This is a genomic window from Paraburkholderia sp. (assembly GCF_024281035.1).
In the GTDB taxonomy this organism is placed as follows: Bacteria; Pseudomonadota; Gammaproteobacteria; order Burkholderiales; family Burkholderiaceae; genus Paraburkholderia.
On record NZ_JAMXLH010000025.1, the window covers coordinates 165389 to 182332 of the forward strand.

A 16944-nucleotide genomic window follows, 5' to 3' on the forward strand; every position below is an offset into this window, starting at 1 on the left:
CGGCTGTGTGAGCTGAAGGCGTACGTGCTGGCCGCCCGGAGAACTATAGTGATGGATGAGCGTCCCGACTCGCGCGTTGCGCAATCAGCAATGGAAGCCCCCGCCCCGGATATCATCCGACTTTTCCCGACTTTCGTATGGTGCCGCCGCCTCGAGCAAGAGTGCTACGAGCCGCTTGATCGCGAGCTAATGGCGTATGTCGACACCTTGATCCGCAGCGGCGTCGGCACCCGTACCGGCGCCACATGGCAGTCCGGTCACCAGCAACATAAAAGGCCCGAATTTGCTTTGCTGATCACGCATATCGAACAGGCTGCACGCGACGTCCTCACGTTTCTTAAAGTCGCTGCTGCCCCGTTTCACATTACCGGATGCTGGATCAACGTACTGGATCCAGGCGGGGCGCACGCGATGCACAGTCATCCCAACAATTTCCTGAGCGGCGTGTATTACGTGCGCTCGCAAGCTGGTGCGGACACGATCAATTTCCATGATCCGCGCCCACAGACGAGCGTTATTCGTCCGCCCGTTACAGAGTTGACGGCTTACAACACGGATCAGGTGGTCTTGCCGGTCAGCGAAGGCACCTTGCTGATGTTTCCAGCCTGGCTATCGCATTCGGTGTCGGCGAACACGAGCGCGCAAGCACGCGTGAGCGTCAGCTTCAACGTCATGTTCGCCGACTATGACGCCACCATGAGCCCACCGCTCTGGGGAATCTGAAACGCGGTGCCACGAACCGCAAGGCGTCGCCCGGAAGGTCAGCGCCGTGCGACTTCTTGCGATTGATAGCAAACTTCTGGCGTGCGACCTGCCGCGACTGCGGGTGGAGGAGGCTTGCAGGAGGGATAAAAAGGCCGGTAGAGTCCGTCTGAGATCGTCAGTGGGCCATTTTTATTATGCTTTTGCGCATTCATCACGCCGCTATCATTTGCTCGAATTACGAGGTTTCTCGCCGGTTCTATACGGAGGTGCTGGGCTTGCAGATCGTCGCCGAGCACTACCGGGAGCATCGACGGTCGTACAAACTCGACCTCCTGCTTCCCGATGGATCGCAGATCGAGTTGTTTTCATTTACCGATGCTCCACCGCGACCGTCGTATCCGGAAGCCTGTGGGTTGCGGCACCTTGCATTTGGCGTCGACAACGTCGATGCCTGCAAAACGTTTCTTGAATCGAAAGGTATCTCAGTCGAGGCCGTGCGTATCGACGAGTACACAAACAGGCGTTTCGTCTTCTTCGCCGATCCCGATGGCCTTCCGCTCGAGCTATACGAGGTGTCTGAGTAGACAGGTCGCTAACACGGCTGCAACGACTTTAACGGCTTCCACCAGGGAGGGTGACATGGCATCGATGGAGTCCGGCTACTTAGTGACAGGAATGGGCGAACCCGCCGCCGATCCGGACACGCTGTACATTGACCGCGCTTCCCGCGCGAATGCGGCGCAACGTATTGCGCAATTGCTGGCAACAGCGGAGGCAGCGTGAGCGGCCCACGCGAGGTAAAGCTCGAAACGCTGCAGGTCGGCGCCATCCGCATGCGCGTCGCGCTGCAGGGCGATGGGCCGCTCGTGGTGTTTTGCCACGGATTTCCGGAGTCGTGGGTATCCTGGCGCGCGCAGATGGCTGCGGTCGCGAAGGCGGGCTACCGCGCTGCGGCGCCGGACATGCGCGGCTACGGCGGGACTGACGCGCCGGCCGACCCTGCACAGTACACGATGCTGCACCACGCAGGCGACATGGTGGAACTGGTCAGGGTGCTCGGCGCCGGTTCGGCGGTAATCGTGGGCCACGACTGGGGTGCACCCGCAGCCTGGCACAGTGCGCTGCTACGTCCCGATGTCTTCCGTGCCGTCGTCGGCCTGAGCGTTCCCTATGTCCCGCCCGCGAAGGCCGACTTGCTGACTGCCCTCGAACGGCAGGGCGTGACGACCTTCTACATGCAGTACTTCCAGCAGGAGGGTGTGGCTGAGGCGGAGCTTCAGGCCGATGTGGCCGCAACCATGCGCCGCTTCATGTTCAGCATGTCAGGCGACGGCCCGGGCAGCATCGTCGCGGGCATCCTCAAGCCGGGCGCAGGCATTCTCGACAACACCGTCGACCCCGAAGTATTGCCGGTATGGCTTCTTCAGGACGACCTCGATTATGTCGTCGGGGAGTTTCAACGCACGGGTTTTCGCGGCGGATTGAATTGGTACCGCGCGATCCGCAAGAGCGCGGAACTACTCGCCCCCTGGCATGGTTGCCCGATTCGTCAGCCATCGCTTTTCATCGGCGGCTCGCGCGACGATGTACTCAGGTCTCCAGGCATGCAGCAGCGCGTCGCTGCGTTGCCGCAAGTGCTGCCGGGGTTGCGCGGTGCTCACGTGCTGGAAGGCGCGGGCCATTGGCTGCAGCGAGAGCGTGCCCAGGAAGTGAGCCGGTTGCTACTCGCCTTCCTGAACGAACTCGATGGGTGACGTGGAAAATCGCGCGGCGCGATGCGCCGCGTAAGGCGGCGGTCCGGGATATGTCCCGCCGATTTAATCGCCGATTAACTCGACGGAGCGAGCGACGTCCGCAGTTTGGAAGCGGGCGTCGCAGCGGTGCGTACCAGGACGACCGATCCGCACATGCGTTGCACCTGAGCGCGCGCTACAGCGTCGGCATCGCACGCGGAGACTTCAAGTGGCTCTCGACGTGCCTGACGCCGGGCACGCCCTCGGCGGCGATGCGGATCGCGCGCTTTTCCTCGCTGGACGCGATAACGCCCCACAGATACGCGACGCCATCCTTGACGAGCACGCCCTGTTTCGGCAATCCCCAGCGCTGTCCGCGCATTTCCCGAACGATCGCGTCGCGAAGGCTCGCATCGTCAGACGTTTGCCCGCCCCGGACCGGTTCGACGCGCGCGAGCGCACGAATCAGGTTGGCGCGGCACACGATCCCGACAAGCTTGCCGTTCCTCAACACCGGCACGCGTTTCAGGTGCCGACGGTCCATGAGCTCCGCGATCTGCTGGAGAGTCATGCCTTCAGAGATCGAAATCACCTTGTTGCACATCACGTCGCCTACCAGACGTCCGTGCTCTTTCACATACCGCGTTGCCTGATCGCGAGAGGACGACGCAAGCACTTCGAGCCACCACGGGCGCTTGCTGCGCGCGGTGCCGTTCTCGACGCGATGCAGCAGGTCGCGATGACTGACAATGCCCACAACCTGTCCGTTCTCGTCGACAACCGGCATGCCGCCGATATGGTTGTCGACGAACAGTCGTGCAGCTTCGTGGATCGTCATGTCGGGTGTGGCGGTAATGACGGACGTCGTCATGATGTCGAATGCGCGCATGCTCATTCCTTCACGGTGCAGCGACGGGTCTCCATGTGTTGCGCCCGACGCAGGGTTTCGGCAGTCGCCCTGGCGGCAGACTGCCCTGCGAGGAGGACAACTTCGCCCTCACCCTCAGCGCATCACATGGATCCATAGTCAGGAACGAACCATCGGAGCGTTCGAACTGGTTGGTCATGCACGGCAAGTTGCACGGGCAAGCTTCGGATCACGTTCTTCACCTGTACGACAAATGCGTCACCTTTCGCCGCCGCAAGCGAGACGGTATTCAGGCCGCATTGTGCCGCCGTGTCCTCGGGCGAGTGAACGATGCTGATCCACCCGTCCGTCGTAGCGGGGTTCGCGTCGGCTTCAATGCACGTCCGATAGTTCGAGGCGACAAACCTCCCCGCGTCGCCCGAGGCCGCCACCGCCGCCCACGCCCTTTCGTAACTCGCGCCAGCGCGTCCCGCAGCGCCCCGCTCCGTTGTCTGTGTTTGCAGAGCATGGAGACTGGCCAAAGCAACGCCTACAATTACGACGAGTCCGGCGAGATGCACGGGATGACGCTTCGCTGCCTGACGACCGGCTTTCAGTACAGAATTCATGATGTGATCCCCTTCCTTCGACGAAAAGGTCTGGTCCATGGATTTGTGGCTGTAATGGTCACCCTGCACGACAATGCGGCCAGGATCTTATGCGGGATCGTAGGTTATTCGCTGGCGCCAGAACATAACCTGAATAGGTGATCGCGTGAGCCCTGCCCAGCCCGTGCCGACGGCAACTGTCCCGTCCACTTCGGACATAAAACCTGACGAATCGATGTTCGCACTCTGGGATGAACTCGCGGACTTCGCGGCCGGTGACGGCGATGCCGCCGTTGGTCATCTGCTGTCGCGGCTCTGCGCGATCTTCGGCGCGCAGAACGCACTTTGGTCGGTGGTCGTTCGCCTGCCGGGTCCTGATTCGGGAGATCCGTTGAATGGCTGGCGCCCGCGCATCATCAGGCTTCTCAACCCGCTCGCGCAGGTTGCAGAATCCGTTCAGGAGCAATTCGACGCGTTGTGGTCGAAGACCCTGGACATTTCACAGATCCTCGCCATGGCCGGCAATGAGGCATTCCGGATCAGGCTGCTCTTTGAGGCGCTTCCGGCCGAGTGGTTCGACGGCCCGCATTACCGGCGACATTATTTGGCCGTCGGCCACGCGGACAGCATGTCAATGCGTTGCGCGCTCAACGAAGATGTCCGCGTGCACATCTTTATCTTCCGTAGCGCAGAGGCGCCGCGATTCGTATCCACCGACAAGGAGCCTTTCGGCCTCGCCTTGCGCGGGCTACGCTGGTTCTACCGGCAACAGGTTCTCAGCCACGGACTGCTGATCGCCACGGCGCCGCTCACGGCGACGGAACGCAAGGTGCTGCTGGAGCTTCTGGACGGGAAACACGAAAAGGTCATCGCGGCACTCCTGCGCCAGAGTCCGAATACGACGCACATCCACATCAAATCGATTTATGCCAAGTTCGGAGTGCATAACAGGGCCGAACTGACGTCGCTTTGGCTCGGGCACTTACCCTGATGGTATCGGTGATGGTTATACGAATCGCGGCGGAACTCACGCATCATCAAGCTTCCCAGGCATCATTGCGGTGAACCGGCAACTACTGAGTAGTTCCCTTCCGCTTCTTTTCATGTCGAGTTCAGCCGTTCCGTGAGCTTCCTGCCACAACGACCTGGGCCTCATCGGCGATGACCACCGGATCGAATTGGCCTGTGATTCGCCAACGACACAAAGTCTAAATATATTTTCTATAGATTCAGCACCCCGTCTTTTCGGACTACACATTTTATAAATGAGCCAACAATTCCTGCGCGGAACGGAGCGCGGCATCGTGGCAGTCGACGCCGTTGGTGTCAGCCGCATTTATCGGACCCGTCGTCACGAGGGTCCGCTGTGGCGGCAACTGCTACGGCCGACCTTCGACACGCATGCGGCACTCACCGAGGTGAATTTCCAGATTCGCGCCGGCGAGTGCCTGGGGTTGGTCGGCCCGAACGGGGCCGGCAAATCCACCATGATCAAGCTGCTGACCGGCATCCTGAAGCCTTCTTCCGGCAGGATTTCAGTGCTTGGGCATGAGCCGTCCAGTCTGTCGTCGCACTTTCTCTCCCAGATCGCCGCGGTGTTCGGGCACAAGACATCCCTCTGGTGGGATCTACCCGTACAGCACTCGTTCGATGCGATCCGACGCATCTATCGCGTGCCCGTCGAGGCGTTTCGCGAGGATGTCGCCCTCTTTGCGGGCATGCTTCACGTTGACACGCTGATGGACCGGACGGTGCGCCAGCTGAGTCTTGGCGAGCGCATCAAATGCGAAGTGGTGCTGGCATTGGCGCATCGCCCTCGCGTTCTGCTGCTGGACGAACCCACGATCGGTGTGGACATGGAGTCCAGGCAACAGCTCCGGACGCTGATCAATCGCGTTGTCGCGGAACGGCAGGTTGCCGCGTTGCTCACGACGCACGACGTGACTGACTTGACGGCCTGCTGCACGCATATCGCGTTCATTCAGGGCGGCAACGTGTTCCAGGTCAAGGCCATGGACGAACTGCTCAGGCAGTTCGGCGTGTCCCGAGATAACGGCGGCCTGCTGGAATCCCGCCTCATCGAGACCTTCAGGGCGCGTGGCATGACCCACGACGAGGAGCGCACGCTCTGTAGCACCGCGCTCGTGAACAGTATGGGAGACGAAGATGATTGATCGGCTTCGCCCTTTCGCCATCAATGGACTTCGCGTCCTGCTAGTGGATCGCGGCGTCCTGTTCGTCGATTTTTTCATTGCGACGGGCGTCGCCTTCCTGATTCAGCTCTTCGTCTGGAGCGCGGTCTACGGCGCGCACGAGGAAATACATGGGTTCACGCTGGAAAAGCTTCTCTACTACTGCGCCTTCACAATCTACCTGTCCCGCCTGAACAACTGCTACGACCTGGTGCAGGAAATCTCCGAGGACATCATCGAGGGGCGCCTTGAGACCCAGCTGGCGAGACCGGTCAACTATATCGGGCAGAAATTCGCGGCTTACCTGGGCGGCGGCGTGCTGTATGCGATACCCGTGCTCATTCTGTGTGTTGTCTACTGGCTGAACAACCCTGCGGCGCTGTCCCGGACGTCCACCGGGCTGGTCGGTTACGGGCTGTTGATCATCGGCTTCCTGCTGGCAGGCACTGCCTTGAGTTTCTGCATCGGCATCATTCTGGGCATCCTCACGTTCTGGCTGATGCAGGCCGATTTCGTGTTGGCCAGCCTGACCACAATCACCGCGTTCCTGGGCGGCGCGATCATTCCGCCGAGCTACTGGCCGGAGTTCATTCGCCCGCTTATGGCGTTCAATCCGTTCCAGTACTTCATTGCCGCACCGGCATCCCTGATCATCAGCGGCGACATGCATGCCGGCGCTGTCGCGCTGGGTGTCGCGATGCTTTACATCCTGCTGTTCATGTTCGTCATCAAGGCGATGTGGCGCCGGGCCATCAATACCTACACCGGCGGCGGAGGCTGACATGCTGGTGCTCGTTGAAAAAGCCTTTGCCAGGCAGATTCATTACCTGGCGAATTACGTCTCCTATATCTCCATCCAGATCGTCACGCAGATACTGACCTTGTTCTACCTGTATACGGTGTTCACCTACACGGACACGCTCAACGGCTGGACCCGGGAACAGGCGATCTTCGTGTTTTATATTGCGACGATGGTGACGCTAACGGCGGAATGCTTCATCTGCTCGATCCATCAGTACTATCAGCGACTGGTCCGAGGGCTACTGGATCCCGTGTTGATCATGCCGCTGGGGCGCCGCGCACTCCAGTTGTTGCGTTGGTCTGAGCCGGGATTTCTGGTGCCTGTCGTCGTGCTGCTGTGCTGCTGGCCCCTCATCGATCCGCAGCCTCATCGCCCATTGGAAGCCTGGATAGGCGGTCTCGCAGCGCTGGTAGTTGGCGTCGTCTCCATCATCGTGGTGTTCGCGGTGATCTCGCTAACCGCGCTGGTGACGCAACGGGTGGCCCCGGCGGATTTCATGGTGTCCGAGCTGAGCCGCATGGTCTTCCTGCCCTCGAGCGTGATGCCAAGTGGCGTGTGGCAAATTGCGCTCGGCATAGGCTTGCCCTTGCTGTTCAGCGCCAATGCAGCAGGCGCGATCCTGATTACCGGCGAGTATCGCGTCGCAGTGATCCTCACCGTGGGCACGGCCGTGCTAGCCGTTTCCCATCACATCATCGAATCGCGCGTGATGCGAACGTTCAGCTTTCCCGGCGGCTAATATCGGTGCGGATTAAAGGAAGCGCGCCCCTCAGCAATCCGCCGTGCCTCGCTTCACAACCGCCCTTACCCCCAGCCCTCCTCACACCCCAAACAAAAACGGCGGCCGCTTTCGCGCACCGCCGTTCCTCAACCAAAATCAACAACAATCAATCACAATCAACCACGAATCAAACTAACAACACTCAATCGCGATTAGCCTGCAACACGGTCAGCGCCGCCATATTCACGATCCGGCGCACCGTCGAGCTGGACGTAAGAATATTCACCGGCGCATTCACGCCCAGCAGGAACGGTCCCACCGCGACATTGCTGCCCGCGCTCGTCTTGAGCAGGTTATAGGCGATATTGCCCGAGTCGACGTTCGGGCACACGAGCAGATTCGCCGAGCCCTTCAGGCGCGAATGCGGCAGGATGCGCTCACGCAGCGATTCGTCGAGCGCGCAGTCGCCGTGCATTTCGCCGTCGATTTCCAGATCGGGCGCCGCTTCGTGCACGAGCTTGAGCACTTCGCGCATCTTCACACCCGATGCCGAGCTGCCCGAGCCGAAGTTCGAGCGCGACAGCAGCGCGACCTTCGGGCAGAGGTTCAGCCACGCCATTTGCCGCGCCGCCTCGATCGTGAATTCGGCGATCTGTTGCGCGTTCGGGTTGTCGTTGACGTGCGTGTCCACGAGCGCCACGGTGCGCTTGTCGAGCAGCAGGATGTTCATCGCCGCGTAGGTGTTCGCGCCAGGCGCTTTCCCGATCACTTCATCGATAAAGCGCAGATGATCGTGATACGCGCCCACCGAGCCGCACACCATGCCGTCCGCATCGCCGAGGCGCACCATCATCGCGCCGATCAGCGTGAGGCGACGGCGCAATTCCACGCGCGCCATTTCCTTCGAAATGCCGTCGCGGCAGCGCAGTTCCCAGTAAGTCGTCCAGTACTGATGGAAGCGCTCGTCGTATTCGGGATTCGTCACTTCGATGTCTTCGCCCAGCCGCAGGCGCAGGCCGAATTTCTCGATGCGCGCGAGCAGCACTTCCGGGCGGCCGATCAGGATCGGACGCGCGAGTTTTTCGTCGACGATCACCTGCGCCGCGCGCAGCACGCGCTCATCCTCGCCTTCGGCGAACACGATGCGCGACTTGCCGCCCTCGCGCACGAACTGCCTGGCCAATGCGTACACCGGCTTCATGAACGAGCCCGAGTGGTAGACGAACTGCTGGAGTTCGTTCCGGTAGGCCTCGAAATCGTCGATGGTGCGCGTCGCCACGCCGTCTTCCATGGCGGCCTTCGCCACTGCCGGGGCAATGCGCAGAATCAGACGCGAATCGAAGGGCTTCGGGATCAGATAGGTCGGGCCGAAGCGCAGATCGGATGCGCCATACGCCGCCGCCACCGAGTCGTTCAGCTCTTCTTCGGCAAGCTGTGCGATCGCGCGCACCGCCGCGATTTCCATGTTGCGCGTGATGGTCGTTGCGCCCACATCCAGTGCCCCGCGGAAGATGTACGGAAAGCACAGCACGTTGTTCACCTGGTTCGGAAAATCCGAACGGCCCGTCGCCATGACCACGTCGTCGCGGGCCGCAAGCGCAACTTCCGGGAAGATCTCGGGCGTCGGGTTCGCCAGCGCGAGGATCAGCGGCTTCGCCGCCATCTTCTTCACCATTTCCGGCTTGAGTACGCCGCCCGCCGAAAGGCCGAGGAACACGTCGGCGCCCTCGATCACGTCAGAAAGCGTGCGCGCCGAGGTCTCCTGCGCGAAGCGCGCCTTGTCCGGGTCCATCAGCGACGTGCGCCCCTGGTAGACCACGCCTTCGATGTCGGTGACCCAGACGTTCTTGACCGGCAAGCCGAGATCGACCATCAGGTCGAGGCACGCGAGCGCCGCCGCGCCCGCGCCCGACGTCACGACCTTGACCTCGCGGATATCCTTGCCCACGACCTTCAGGCCGTTGAGGAACGCCGCCGACACCGTGATCGCCGTGCCGTGCTGGTCGTCATGGAAGACCGGAATCTTCATGCGCTCGCGCAGCTTGCGCTCGACCGTGAAGCAGTCCGGCGCCTTGATGTCTTCGAGGTTGATGCCGCCGAAGGTCGCTTCGAGGCTCGCGATGATGTCGACGAGCTTGTCCGGGTCCGATTCGGTGACTTCGATGTCGAACACGTCGATGCCCGCGAACTTCTTGAACAGGACCGCCTTGCCCTCCATCACCGGCTTCGCCGCGAGCGGGCCGATGTTGCCGAGGCCCAGCACGGCCGTGCCGTTCGTGATGACGCCCACGAGGTTGCCGCGGCTCGTGTACTTGAACGCATCTTGCGGGTTGGCGGCGATCTCCTCGCAGGCCACCGCGACGCCCGGCGTATAGGCGAGCGCGAGGTCGCGCTGCGTGACGAGCGGCTTGCTCGCCGTGACCGAAATCTTTCCGGGGGTCGGATACTGGTGGTACTCGAGAGCGGCCTGACGATCGGTCTGGTTCATATTTCTCACTCGTTTTTGGGTGCCGGGAGCGCCCCGGCAAGGGTCGAATGACGCGATTTTAGGCAGTCGCCATAAGTTTCAAATTTTGATTTACTATAGCCCCATCACTTTTTCGTGATACTTGGCGGCTATCGTGCCCCTGCATCCCGCTTTTTGCCTCGTTTTTGATTTAACTCCGTGACGACTTTCAGTCCCGACGAACTCACCCGGCGCCTGAACACGCGCCTCAAAATGCGCCACCTGGCGCTGCTGCTGCAGATCCGCCAGTACGGCTCGCTCACCCGCGTGGCCGAGCAGGTCGCCACCAGCCAGCCAGCCGTCACCAACGCGCTCGCTGAAATGGAAAGCATGTTCGGCGGCGCGCTCTTCGAGCGTTCGTCGCGCGGCATGACGCCCACCGCGCTCGGCAACGTCGTGCTCGCGCGCGCCGAAGCCATGCTGAACGACCTCGACCATCTCGCCCGCGACATCGAAGCCGTCGTGGCGGGCCATGCCACGCGGCTGCAAATCGGCGTGATTCCGTTCATCTCCGGGCGCACGCTCGCCTCGGCGATCCAGCGCACGCAGGCACGCCTGTCGCAGCGGCTCACGATGACGATCCACGAAGGCACGAGCGAGGCACTCATGCTGCTGCTACGCGATCACACGCTCGATATCGTGATTGGACGCGCATCTTCGTCAGTCGATCTCACGCAACTGCGTTTCGAAGTGCTGTATCAGCAGAAGCCGCGGCTCATTGCCAGCCGGCGGCTGGCTGCGCGGCTCGCGCGCACGCGCCTTGGCCTCGACAAGCTGCTCGAACTCGACTGGATTCTCGGTGCGCCGCACACGCCCATGCGCGAGCAGATCGCGGACATCTTTCTGCAAGCGGGCGTCGCGCCGCCGGTGCCGATTGTCGAGAGCTACACGTCGCGGCTGATCGGCGAAATGATCGTCGCGAACGAAAACGCGGTGTCGATCGTGCCCGCCGATATCGCCGAGGAACTCGTGCATTTGACGGGCGTGGCGATCGTGCCGTATTCGCTCAGCTGGACGCTGCCGCCCGTCGCCATGTTTGCGCGCGAGGGGATGACGCGCGAAGTGGGCGCGGCGTTCGGGCAGTCGCTGCGCGAGTTGTATCTGCAAGCGGAAACCAGGTGGACGGCGTAAGCCATGACGTCTTGCTCGTCCGGCTGTAACCGCGGCGCGTCTCCAGTCGAACTAACACGTACGAGCGTCGACGCCTGCGAACAGTTGCCTCCTCCCCCGCGCGGCATGCGGGAACCGGGCAGAAACTGAGCGGAAACCGCGCGGGAACTGCGCAGGAACCGCGCGGGAATATTCGGCGGCGCAAGGTGTTCATCCCTTCGAACGCTTGCGGATCGCGACGCCCCCCCCGCGCGGCGCTCCCTGCAATGGAGACTCGCACCATGGCTCTTTTCCTGATCGCCTGGCTCGGCGGCGTGCTGACCATCGTCAGCCCGTGCATCCTGCCGGTATTGCCTTTCGTATTCGCCCGCACGGGCAAGCCGTTCCTGCAAAGCGGCCTGCCGTTGCTCGCGGGCATGGCGCTGTCGTTCAGCGCGGTCGGCGCGCTCGCTGCCGTGGGCGGCGGCTGGGCTGTCGCGGCGAATCAGTACGGGCGCATCGCCGCGCTCGCGCTCCTCGCGCTGTTCGGCCTCACACTGCTCGTGCCCACGCTCGCCGAGAAGCTCACGCGCCCGCTCGTCGCCTTCGGCGCGCGGCTCTCCGACTCCGCCGGACAAGCGCGGGAAACTAGATCGGGCATTGGTTCGTCGCTGCTGCTGGGCGTGGCAACCGGCCTGCTGTGGGCGCCGTGCGCCGGGCCGATTCTCGGTCTCATCCTGACCGGTGCCGCGCTGCAAGGCGCGAGCGCACGCACCTCGCTGCTGCTGTTCGCCTATGCCGCGGGCGCGGCTACGTCGCTTGCACTCGCGCTTGCCGTCGGCGGCAAGGTGCTCGCGGCGATGAAGCGCTCGCTCGGCGTGAGCGAATGGGTACGGCGCGCGCTCGGCATCGCGGTGCTCGCGGGTGTGGCGGCGATTGCGCTGCGCGTCGATACCGGCGTGCTGTCGCGCGTCTCGCTCGCCAGCACGACGCAAATCGAGCAAGGGCTGCTCGACCGCTTTCACCCGGCGCACCACGGCCCGCAAGAAGGCGCTGCCGCGTTCGCAGCGCGCAACACGTCGCCGCTCGCGGTAAAGGCATCGGACAACGCGGCACTACCCGTGGAAGGGACGCTGCCTCCGCTCGACGGCGCCGTGCAATGGCTCAATTCGCCGCCGCTCACGTCTGCGGATCTGCGCGGCAAGGTCGTGCTCGTCGACTTCTGGACCTACTCGTGCATCAACTGTCTGCGCACGCTGCCGTATGTGAAGGCGTGGGCCGACAAATACCGCGCGTCGGGCCTCGTCGTGATTGGTGTGCACGCACCGGAATTCGCGTTCGAAAAGGACATCGGCAACGTGCGCCGCGCCGTCGCCGATCTGAAGATCGACTATCCGGTCGCCATCGACAACAACTACGCGATCTGGCGCGCGTTCAACAACGATTACTGGCCCGCGCACTACTTCATCGACGCGCAAGGCCAGATTCGCCATCATCATTTCGGCGAGGGGAATTACGCGGAATCGGAACAGGTTATTCGCGCGCTGCTGACCGAAGCAGGTGCGAAGAATTTGCCGGGCGGATTCGTCGCCAATACGGGCACGGGCGTTGAAGCGCCGCCCGCGATGAGCGAAATACAGTCGCCCGAGACGTATCTCGGCTACGAGCGCGCACACGGCTTCGCATCGCCCGGCAATCCTGTCGCCGACCAGCCGCACCGTTACGCCGCCGGGCCGCTCGACCTGAACCAGTGGGCGCTCGTGGGAACGTGGACGCTCGGCGCCGAGCACACCGACCTCGATCGCGCGGGCGGCGGCATCGTGTTCCGGTTTCGCGCGCGCGATCTGCATCTGGTGCTCGGCCCGTCTGCCGGCGGCGAGCCGGTGCGGTTCCGCGTGAGCATCGACGGCGCGCCGCCCGGTGCGAACCACGGCACCGACGTCGATGCCGGCGGCAACGGCGTCGTCACGGAACAGCGGCTGTATCAGTTGATCCGGCAGCGCGACGCCGTCGTCGACCGTACGTTCGAGATCCGGTTTCTCGACCCCGGCGTGCGCGCGTATTCGTTCACGTTCGGCTAAAACGCGCGTGCACCCGAGCGCAGGCTGAATACGTCAAAACACGCCGAGCGCGAGACCCGCCGCAAGGCCCGCACCAAGTTCGGCGCACTGCGCGAGATCATCGGCGCCGAGCGTCTTCGGCGCGAGAATGCGCTCCGGCGTTTGGGCATGCGTGCACACGATCAGCCCTTGCGCCACGCTCCTCAGCCGCCAGCCGGTCGCGATGCGATCGATCTGGCGCAATGCGTTCTGGCCGTCGCTGCCCGCGCAGATCATGGCCGCGTACGGGCGGCCATTCACGCGGTCGAGCACCGCGTAGTAGGTGCGGTCGAAGAAGTCCTTCATGATGCCGGACATCGCCGCGAGATTCTCCGGCGTCGCGAACAGATAACCGTCCGCGGCGAGCACGTCGTCGGCGCGCGTCGCGTCCGCGCGTTGCAGCCGGACGTCGACGCCCGGCTGCTCGCGCGCCGCCTGGGCGGCAGCCTCGGCCATCTGCTGCGTTCCCCCGGTCATCGAGTGATAAACGATCAACAGCGTTTTCATGCGTGTTTTTCCACGGTCCGGCAGCGCTTCTTGCGCCGTGGCGCGATGGTCGGGGTGATCGCCGGGGTGATCACTACAGCCAGCGCCAGATGCCCGCGGCCCAGCCGGTGAGCGGGATATGCGCCCAGGTCGCGACCAGCCAGACAACGAGGCCGCCAGCGAGCGAGTGCATGCCGAAGCCGCCCAGCCGCGCGCGACCGGCGAGGACCGCCGCGAATGGCCAATAGCTCGTTTTCGATTCCCATGCCGGCCAGAGTTCGGGCTGAAGCTGTTCCTTCTTGCGGTCCTGCAACGCCGAGCCGACGAGCGCGAGGATCACGATAGCCGATCCGAGCACGACGTTTTTAACCACCGGAAACACGGCGATATGGCTAAGCCCCCAGAGTGCCAACGACCACATCATGGGGTGGCGCGTCACCGCGAATACGCCGCGCGCCACTTCGGGAAACGGGGCGGGCCGCCCGCCAGTGGGCAGTGCCGGATTGCGAATCAGCGAGCCCATCAGGAGGATCGACGCGATCAACATGACGACGCTCGCAATCGCCCACAGAACGTCCCCGACCGGCCATAGCGGCGCGGTAACCGGGGCCCGCCTGAACGCGTATACGAGCCAGCCAAACGTCAGGAACGCCACCAGCGAATAGACGCCCTGGAATCCCCGTTCCCCGATCGCGCCAGCCAACGGCTTGCGCAGTGGGTGGGACAAGATGAAATGGGTACCCACGAACGCGACTGCCGCCGCCGTCACTGAAGTCATGCTTCCCATTGGCCCGCCTCCTTGCGTCGTTGCGTAGTTGTGTCGGTTGTGTCTGTTGTGTCCGTTGTGTCCGTTGTGCGTCCGCCCGTGTGCATGAAGATGGATGAAGCTGTGCGAGCGCAGCGGGCGGACGCGTCGGCATAGAGGATACGCCGGAATGAGAACGTCTTCTTTGCAACGTCTCGCAGCTAGATGCGTGCGGTGCGTGCGCGCGCGCAAACAACGCGCAGCGGCGCGCCCGGCCGATCGACACTGCGGAAGAGGAAACGGATGTTGCGGGATGCAACATCCGTGTGATGGCCGGCGGGATCGGGAACGGCGAAGCCGCTACGCCGGAAAAGATAGAAACGCGCGAACAAGCGCGTCAGGCATCGTCAGGCGTCTGGTTTTGCGTCACGGTGGACATCTTGCGATAGATCGTGTTGCGCGATACCCCGAGCGAGCGCGCTACGGCTGACACATTGCCACCGTGGCGCGCGAGTGCGGCAGCGATGACCGACGCGGCGACATCCTGCAGGCGTTCGCCCTGCGCAATCATCGCATCGGCGGCGCGCGGCGCCGGGGCAGCGGGTTCCTGCGCACCGTTGCTGGACAGGTCCTCGAAGAAGTCTTCGGGCAGATGCTCGCGCCGGATCTCGCCATCGTCGTCGACCATTGCCGCCGCCGTGCGCAGCAGGTTGCCGAGTTGCCGGAAGTTGCCCGGCCACGTGCAGCGCGTGAACAGCGCCATCACGTCGGGCGCGACGCTGAGCGGCTGTGTGCCCGCGCACGTCGCCGATTCCCGCTGGAGCATTTTCTGGATCACGATCGACAGATCCGTGCGCTCGCGCAGCGGCGGCAAACGAACCACGAGGCCGTTGAGCCGGTAGTAGAGATCGTCGCGGAAACGGTGCTGCGCAATCAGTTCGCGCAGATCGCGGTGCGTCGCGCAGATGATCGCGATGTCGACGGCGATGGTCCGCGTCGACCCGAGCGGATTGACGAGCCGCTCCTGCAACACACGCAAAAGACGCACCTGCAACGGGTACGGCATGTCGCCGATCTCGTCGAGAAACAGCGTGCCGCCGTTGGCCTGCAATACTTTGCCGACTGCCCCCTTGCGCCGTGCGCCGGTGAACGCGCCCTCTTCGTAGCCGAACAGTTCGGATTCGATCAGCGACTCCGGAATCGACGCGCAGTTGACCGCGACGAACGGCCCGTCGCGACGCGGCGAATCGTTGTGGATCGCGTTGGCCAGCAGTTCCTTGCCGGTGCCGGTTTCGCCGGTGATCAGAATCGGGATGTCCTTGCCGCTCACCTTGCGGACCTTCGCGATGACCGATGCCACCTGCGCGTCGCCGGTATCGAGGTACGCAAGCCGCGACAGACCCGCAGCCGACTGCGCGACGACGGCGCGCGCAACGGGCTCCGCGCTGACGTGGGTGTCGGCAAGGCGCTGTGCCCCCCCGAGCGGCGCGCGTCTGAACTGCACGCGTGCGCGCACGACGGCGCCGTTGTTCAGGTTCAACGTAATGTGCGACTCGTGGCTCCCGCGCGCACGGTCGATCAGTTGCGTGCTCGTCAGCTGGAACAGCGACGACAACGTATGCGCCCGCAAGGCCGCCAGCGGCATGCCGAGCTGGAATTGCGCGCTGCGGTTCGCAGAGAGGAAGCGGCCATCGTTCGTGAACGCAACGATGCCTTCCATCAACGTCCCGAGGAATTCGGCGCGGCCATGAAACGACACCTGCAACGTCTCTTGAAAGGTCGTCGTAAACAGATGATTCTCGATCATCTGCACGGACATCTTCGCGAGCGCCATGGTGTGCGGGTGATAGCTGCGGTGGTCGCCCGTCACGTCGAGCACGCCGACCACGTTGCCATAGGGATCGAAAATCGGCACGCTCGAACAGGTAAGGAAACGATTCGCGGCGAAATAGTGCTCCTTGCCGTGGACCACCATCGCGCAGCCTTCGGCGAGCGCCGTGCCGATCGCATTCGTGCCCTGCCGGTTTTCGGCCCAGTTCGCGCCTGCACGCAGCGCGACTTTCTCCGCGCGCTGCAGAAAATCGTCGTCGCCGATCGAATGGAGAATCAGGCCCTCGGCGTTCGTCAGCACGATCATGCTCTGCGTGTTGATGATCTGCTCGTGCAGCGTCTCCATCACGGGCATCGCATGCGCGCACAACACGCGGTTCTGCTCGCGCTTAAGCGTCAGTCCCGTGTTCGAGAGGATGTCGTAGTCGGGGCGCGCCGATGCGCACAATCCGAAGGTTTCCGAACGTTCGTGCGCCTTCCGGATCGATAGCGCGGGCCAGCCAGCAGGCCGCACAGCCGCGTGCCCGTCGACTGGTTGAATGGCTTCGAGCATGATTTCCTCCAGATGGCCCAGCACCTTG

The 16944-nt window shown here is 63.1% G+C and carries 16 protein-coding genes; 10 read left to right on the forward strand and 6 right to left on the reverse strand.

Annotated elements, in window-relative coordinates; all coding sequences use genetic code 11:
* Positions 1–51: 51 nt before the first annotated feature.
* The 4 genes from Q0L30_RS08415 to Q0L30_RS08430 all read left to right on the forward strand — a co-directional run bounded on the left by Q0L30_RS08415 (position 52) and on the right by Q0L30_RS08430 (position 2459).
* Positions 52–723 carry a 2OG-Fe(II) oxygenase family protein gene (locus Q0L30_RS08415; protein ID WP_296653757.1) on the forward strand — a complete coding sequence of 224 codons (672 nt, stop codon included), beginning with the start codon at positions 52–54 and terminating at the stop codon, positions 721–723.
* A gap of 176 nt (positions 724–899) precedes the next feature.
* The gene (locus Q0L30_RS08420; protein ID WP_296653760.1) at positions 900–1289 is read left to right on the forward strand and encodes a VOC family protein; all 390 of its coding nucleotides are present in this window, start codon (positions 900–902) and stop codon (positions 1287–1289) included.
* A gap of 55 nt (positions 1290–1344) precedes the next feature.
* Positions 1345–1488 (forward strand): hypothetical protein, encoded by a 144-nt coding sequence (locus tag Q0L30_RS08425; protein WP_296653763.1) that lies wholly within the window; start codon positions 1345–1347, stop codon positions 1486–1488.
* Positions 1485–2459 carry an alpha/beta fold hydrolase gene (locus Q0L30_RS08430; protein ID WP_296653765.1) on the forward strand — a complete coding sequence of 325 codons (975 nt, stop codon included), beginning with the start codon at positions 1485–1487 and terminating at the stop codon, positions 2457–2459. The genes Q0L30_RS08425 and Q0L30_RS08430 overlap by 4 nt, the downstream gene beginning before the upstream one ends.
* A gap of 175 nt (positions 2460–2634) precedes the next feature.
* Here the strand turns inward: Q0L30_RS08430 and Q0L30_RS08435 are convergent, their stop codons facing one another.
* Positions 2635–3327: a CBS domain-containing protein gene (locus Q0L30_RS08435; RefSeq protein WP_296653770.1), complete on the reverse strand. Its 693-nt coding sequence runs from the start codon at positions 3325–3327 to the stop codon at positions 2635–2637.
* A 122-nt stretch (positions 3328–3449) separates the two neighbouring features.
* Positions 3450–3953 carry a hypothetical protein gene (locus Q0L30_RS08440; RefSeq protein WP_296653772.1) on the reverse strand — a complete coding sequence of 168 codons (504 nt, stop codon included), beginning with the start codon at positions 3951–3953 and terminating at the stop codon, positions 3450–3452.
* A 175-nt stretch (positions 3954–4128) separates the two neighbouring features.
* Here Q0L30_RS08440 and Q0L30_RS08445 point away from each other — a divergent pair, with 175 nt between their 5' ends.
* The 4 genes from Q0L30_RS08445 to Q0L30_RS08460 all read left to right on the forward strand — a co-directional run bounded on the left by Q0L30_RS08445 (position 4129) and on the right by Q0L30_RS08460 (position 7626).
* Positions 4129–4884, forward strand: a complete 756-nt coding sequence (locus tag Q0L30_RS08445; RefSeq protein WP_296653775.1) for a helix-turn-helix transcriptional regulator — start codon at positions 4129–4131, stop codon at positions 4882–4884.
* Positions 4885–5158: 274 nt separating this feature from the next.
* Entirely contained in the window at positions 5159–6067 is a 909-nt protein-coding gene (locus Q0L30_RS08450; RefSeq protein ID WP_296653777.1) for an ATP-binding cassette domain-containing protein, read from the forward strand.
* Positions 6060–6866, forward strand: coding sequence for an ABC-2 family transporter protein (locus Q0L30_RS08455; protein ID WP_296653779.1), 807 nt, complete (start codon positions 6060–6062; stop codon positions 6864–6866). The genes Q0L30_RS08450 and Q0L30_RS08455 overlap by 8 nt, the downstream gene beginning before the upstream one ends.
* Before the next feature lies 1 nt (position 6867).
* Entirely contained in the window at positions 6868–7626 is a 759-nt protein-coding gene (locus tag Q0L30_RS08460; RefSeq protein WP_296653782.1) for an ABC-2 family transporter protein, read from the forward strand.
* A gap of 184 nt (positions 7627–7810) precedes the next feature.
* On the opposite strand, the gene Q0L30_RS08465 is transcribed toward Q0L30_RS08460, so the two are convergent.
* Positions 7811–10096 (reverse strand): NADP-dependent malic enzyme, encoded by a 2286-nt coding sequence (locus Q0L30_RS08465; protein ID WP_296653785.1) that lies wholly within the window; start codon positions 10094–10096, stop codon positions 7811–7813.
* A gap of 231 nt (positions 10097–10327) precedes the next feature.
* On the opposite strand from Q0L30_RS08465, the gene Q0L30_RS08470 reads away from it, so the two are divergent.
* Positions 10328–11245, forward strand: coding sequence for a LysR family transcriptional regulator (locus tag Q0L30_RS08470; RefSeq protein WP_296653847.1), 918 nt, complete (start codon positions 10328–10330; stop codon positions 11243–11245).
* Positions 11246–11505: 260 nt separating this feature from the next.
* Positions 11506–13284: a cytochrome c biogenesis protein DipZ gene (locus Q0L30_RS08475; RefSeq protein WP_296653789.1), complete on the forward strand. Its 1779-nt coding sequence runs from the start codon at positions 11506–11508 to the stop codon at positions 13282–13284.
* Between the two features lie 33 nt (positions 13285–13317).
* Here the strand turns inward: Q0L30_RS08475 and Q0L30_RS08480 are convergent, their stop codons facing one another.
* The 3 genes from Q0L30_RS08480 to Q0L30_RS08490 all read right to left on the reverse strand — a co-directional run bounded on the left by Q0L30_RS08480 (position 13318) and on the right by Q0L30_RS08490 (position 16916).
* A complete protein-coding gene (locus Q0L30_RS08480; RefSeq protein ID WP_296653791.1) occupies positions 13318–13809 on the reverse strand; it encodes a flavodoxin family protein in 492 nt (163 codons plus the stop codon).
* Between the two features lie 73 nt (positions 13810–13882).
* Positions 13883–14575 (reverse strand): NnrU family protein, encoded by a 693-nt coding sequence (locus Q0L30_RS08485; RefSeq protein WP_296653795.1) that lies wholly within the window; start codon positions 14573–14575, stop codon positions 13883–13885.
* A gap of 355 nt (positions 14576–14930) precedes the next feature.
* Complete coding sequence (locus Q0L30_RS08490) at positions 14931–16916, reverse strand: sigma-54-dependent Fis family transcriptional regulator (protein WP_296653798.1); 1986 nt, start codon at positions 16914–16916, stop codon at positions 14931–14933.
* Between the last annotated feature and the right edge of the window lie 28 nt (positions 16917–16944).

Coding starts and splice junctions, on each gene's coding strand:
- Q0L30_RS08470 (WP_296653847.1), top strand. CDS start 10,328: ATGCGCCACCTGGCGCTGCTGCTGCAGATCCGCCAGTACGGCTCGCTC.
- Q0L30_RS08490 (WP_296653798.1), bottom strand. CDS start 16,916: ATGCTCGAAGCCATTCAACCAGTCGACGGGCACGCGGCTGTGCGGCCT.
- Q0L30_RS08455 (WP_296653779.1), top strand. CDS start 6,060: ATGATTGATCGGCTTCGCCCTTTCGCCATCAATGGACTTCGCGTCCTG.
- Q0L30_RS08450 (WP_296653777.1), top strand. CDS start 5,159: ATGAGCCAACAATTCCTGCGCGGAACGGAGCGCGGCATCGTGGCAGTC.
- Q0L30_RS08475 (WP_296653789.1), top strand. CDS start 11,506: ATGGCTCTTTTCCTGATCGCCTGGCTCGGCGGCGTGCTGACCATCGTC.
- Q0L30_RS08465 (WP_296653785.1), bottom strand. CDS start 10,096: ATGAACCAGACCGATCGTCAGGCCGCTCTCGAGTACCACCAGTATCCG.
- Q0L30_RS08415 (WP_296653757.1), top strand. CDS start 52: ATGGATGAGCGTCCCGACTCGCGCGTTGCGCAATCAGCAATGGAAGCC.
- Q0L30_RS08440 (WP_296653772.1), bottom strand. CDS start 3,953: ATGGACCAGACCTTTTCGTCGAAGGAAGGGGATCACATCATGAATTCT.
- Q0L30_RS08420 (WP_296653760.1), top strand. CDS start 900: ATGCTTTTGCGCATTCATCACGCCGCTATCATTTGCTCGAATTACGAG.
- Q0L30_RS08445 (WP_296653775.1), top strand. CDS start 4,129: ATGTTCGCACTCTGGGATGAACTCGCGGACTTCGCGGCCGGTGACGGC.
- Q0L30_RS08425 (WP_296653763.1), top strand. CDS start 1,345: ATGGCATCGATGGAGTCCGGCTACTTAGTGACAGGAATGGGCGAACCC.
- Q0L30_RS08435 (WP_296653770.1), bottom strand. CDS start 3,327: ATGCGCGCATTCGACATCATGACGACGTCCGTCATTACCGCCACACCC.
- Q0L30_RS08460 (WP_296653782.1), top strand. CDS start 6,868: ATGCTGGTGCTCGTTGAAAAAGCCTTTGCCAGGCAGATTCATTACCTG.
- Q0L30_RS08485 (WP_296653795.1), bottom strand. CDS start 14,575: ATGGGAAGCATGACTTCAGTGACGGCGGCGGCAGTCGCGTTCGTGGGT.
- Q0L30_RS08480 (WP_296653791.1), bottom strand. CDS start 13,809: ATGAAAACGCTGTTGATCGTTTATCACTCGATGACCGGGGGAACGCAG.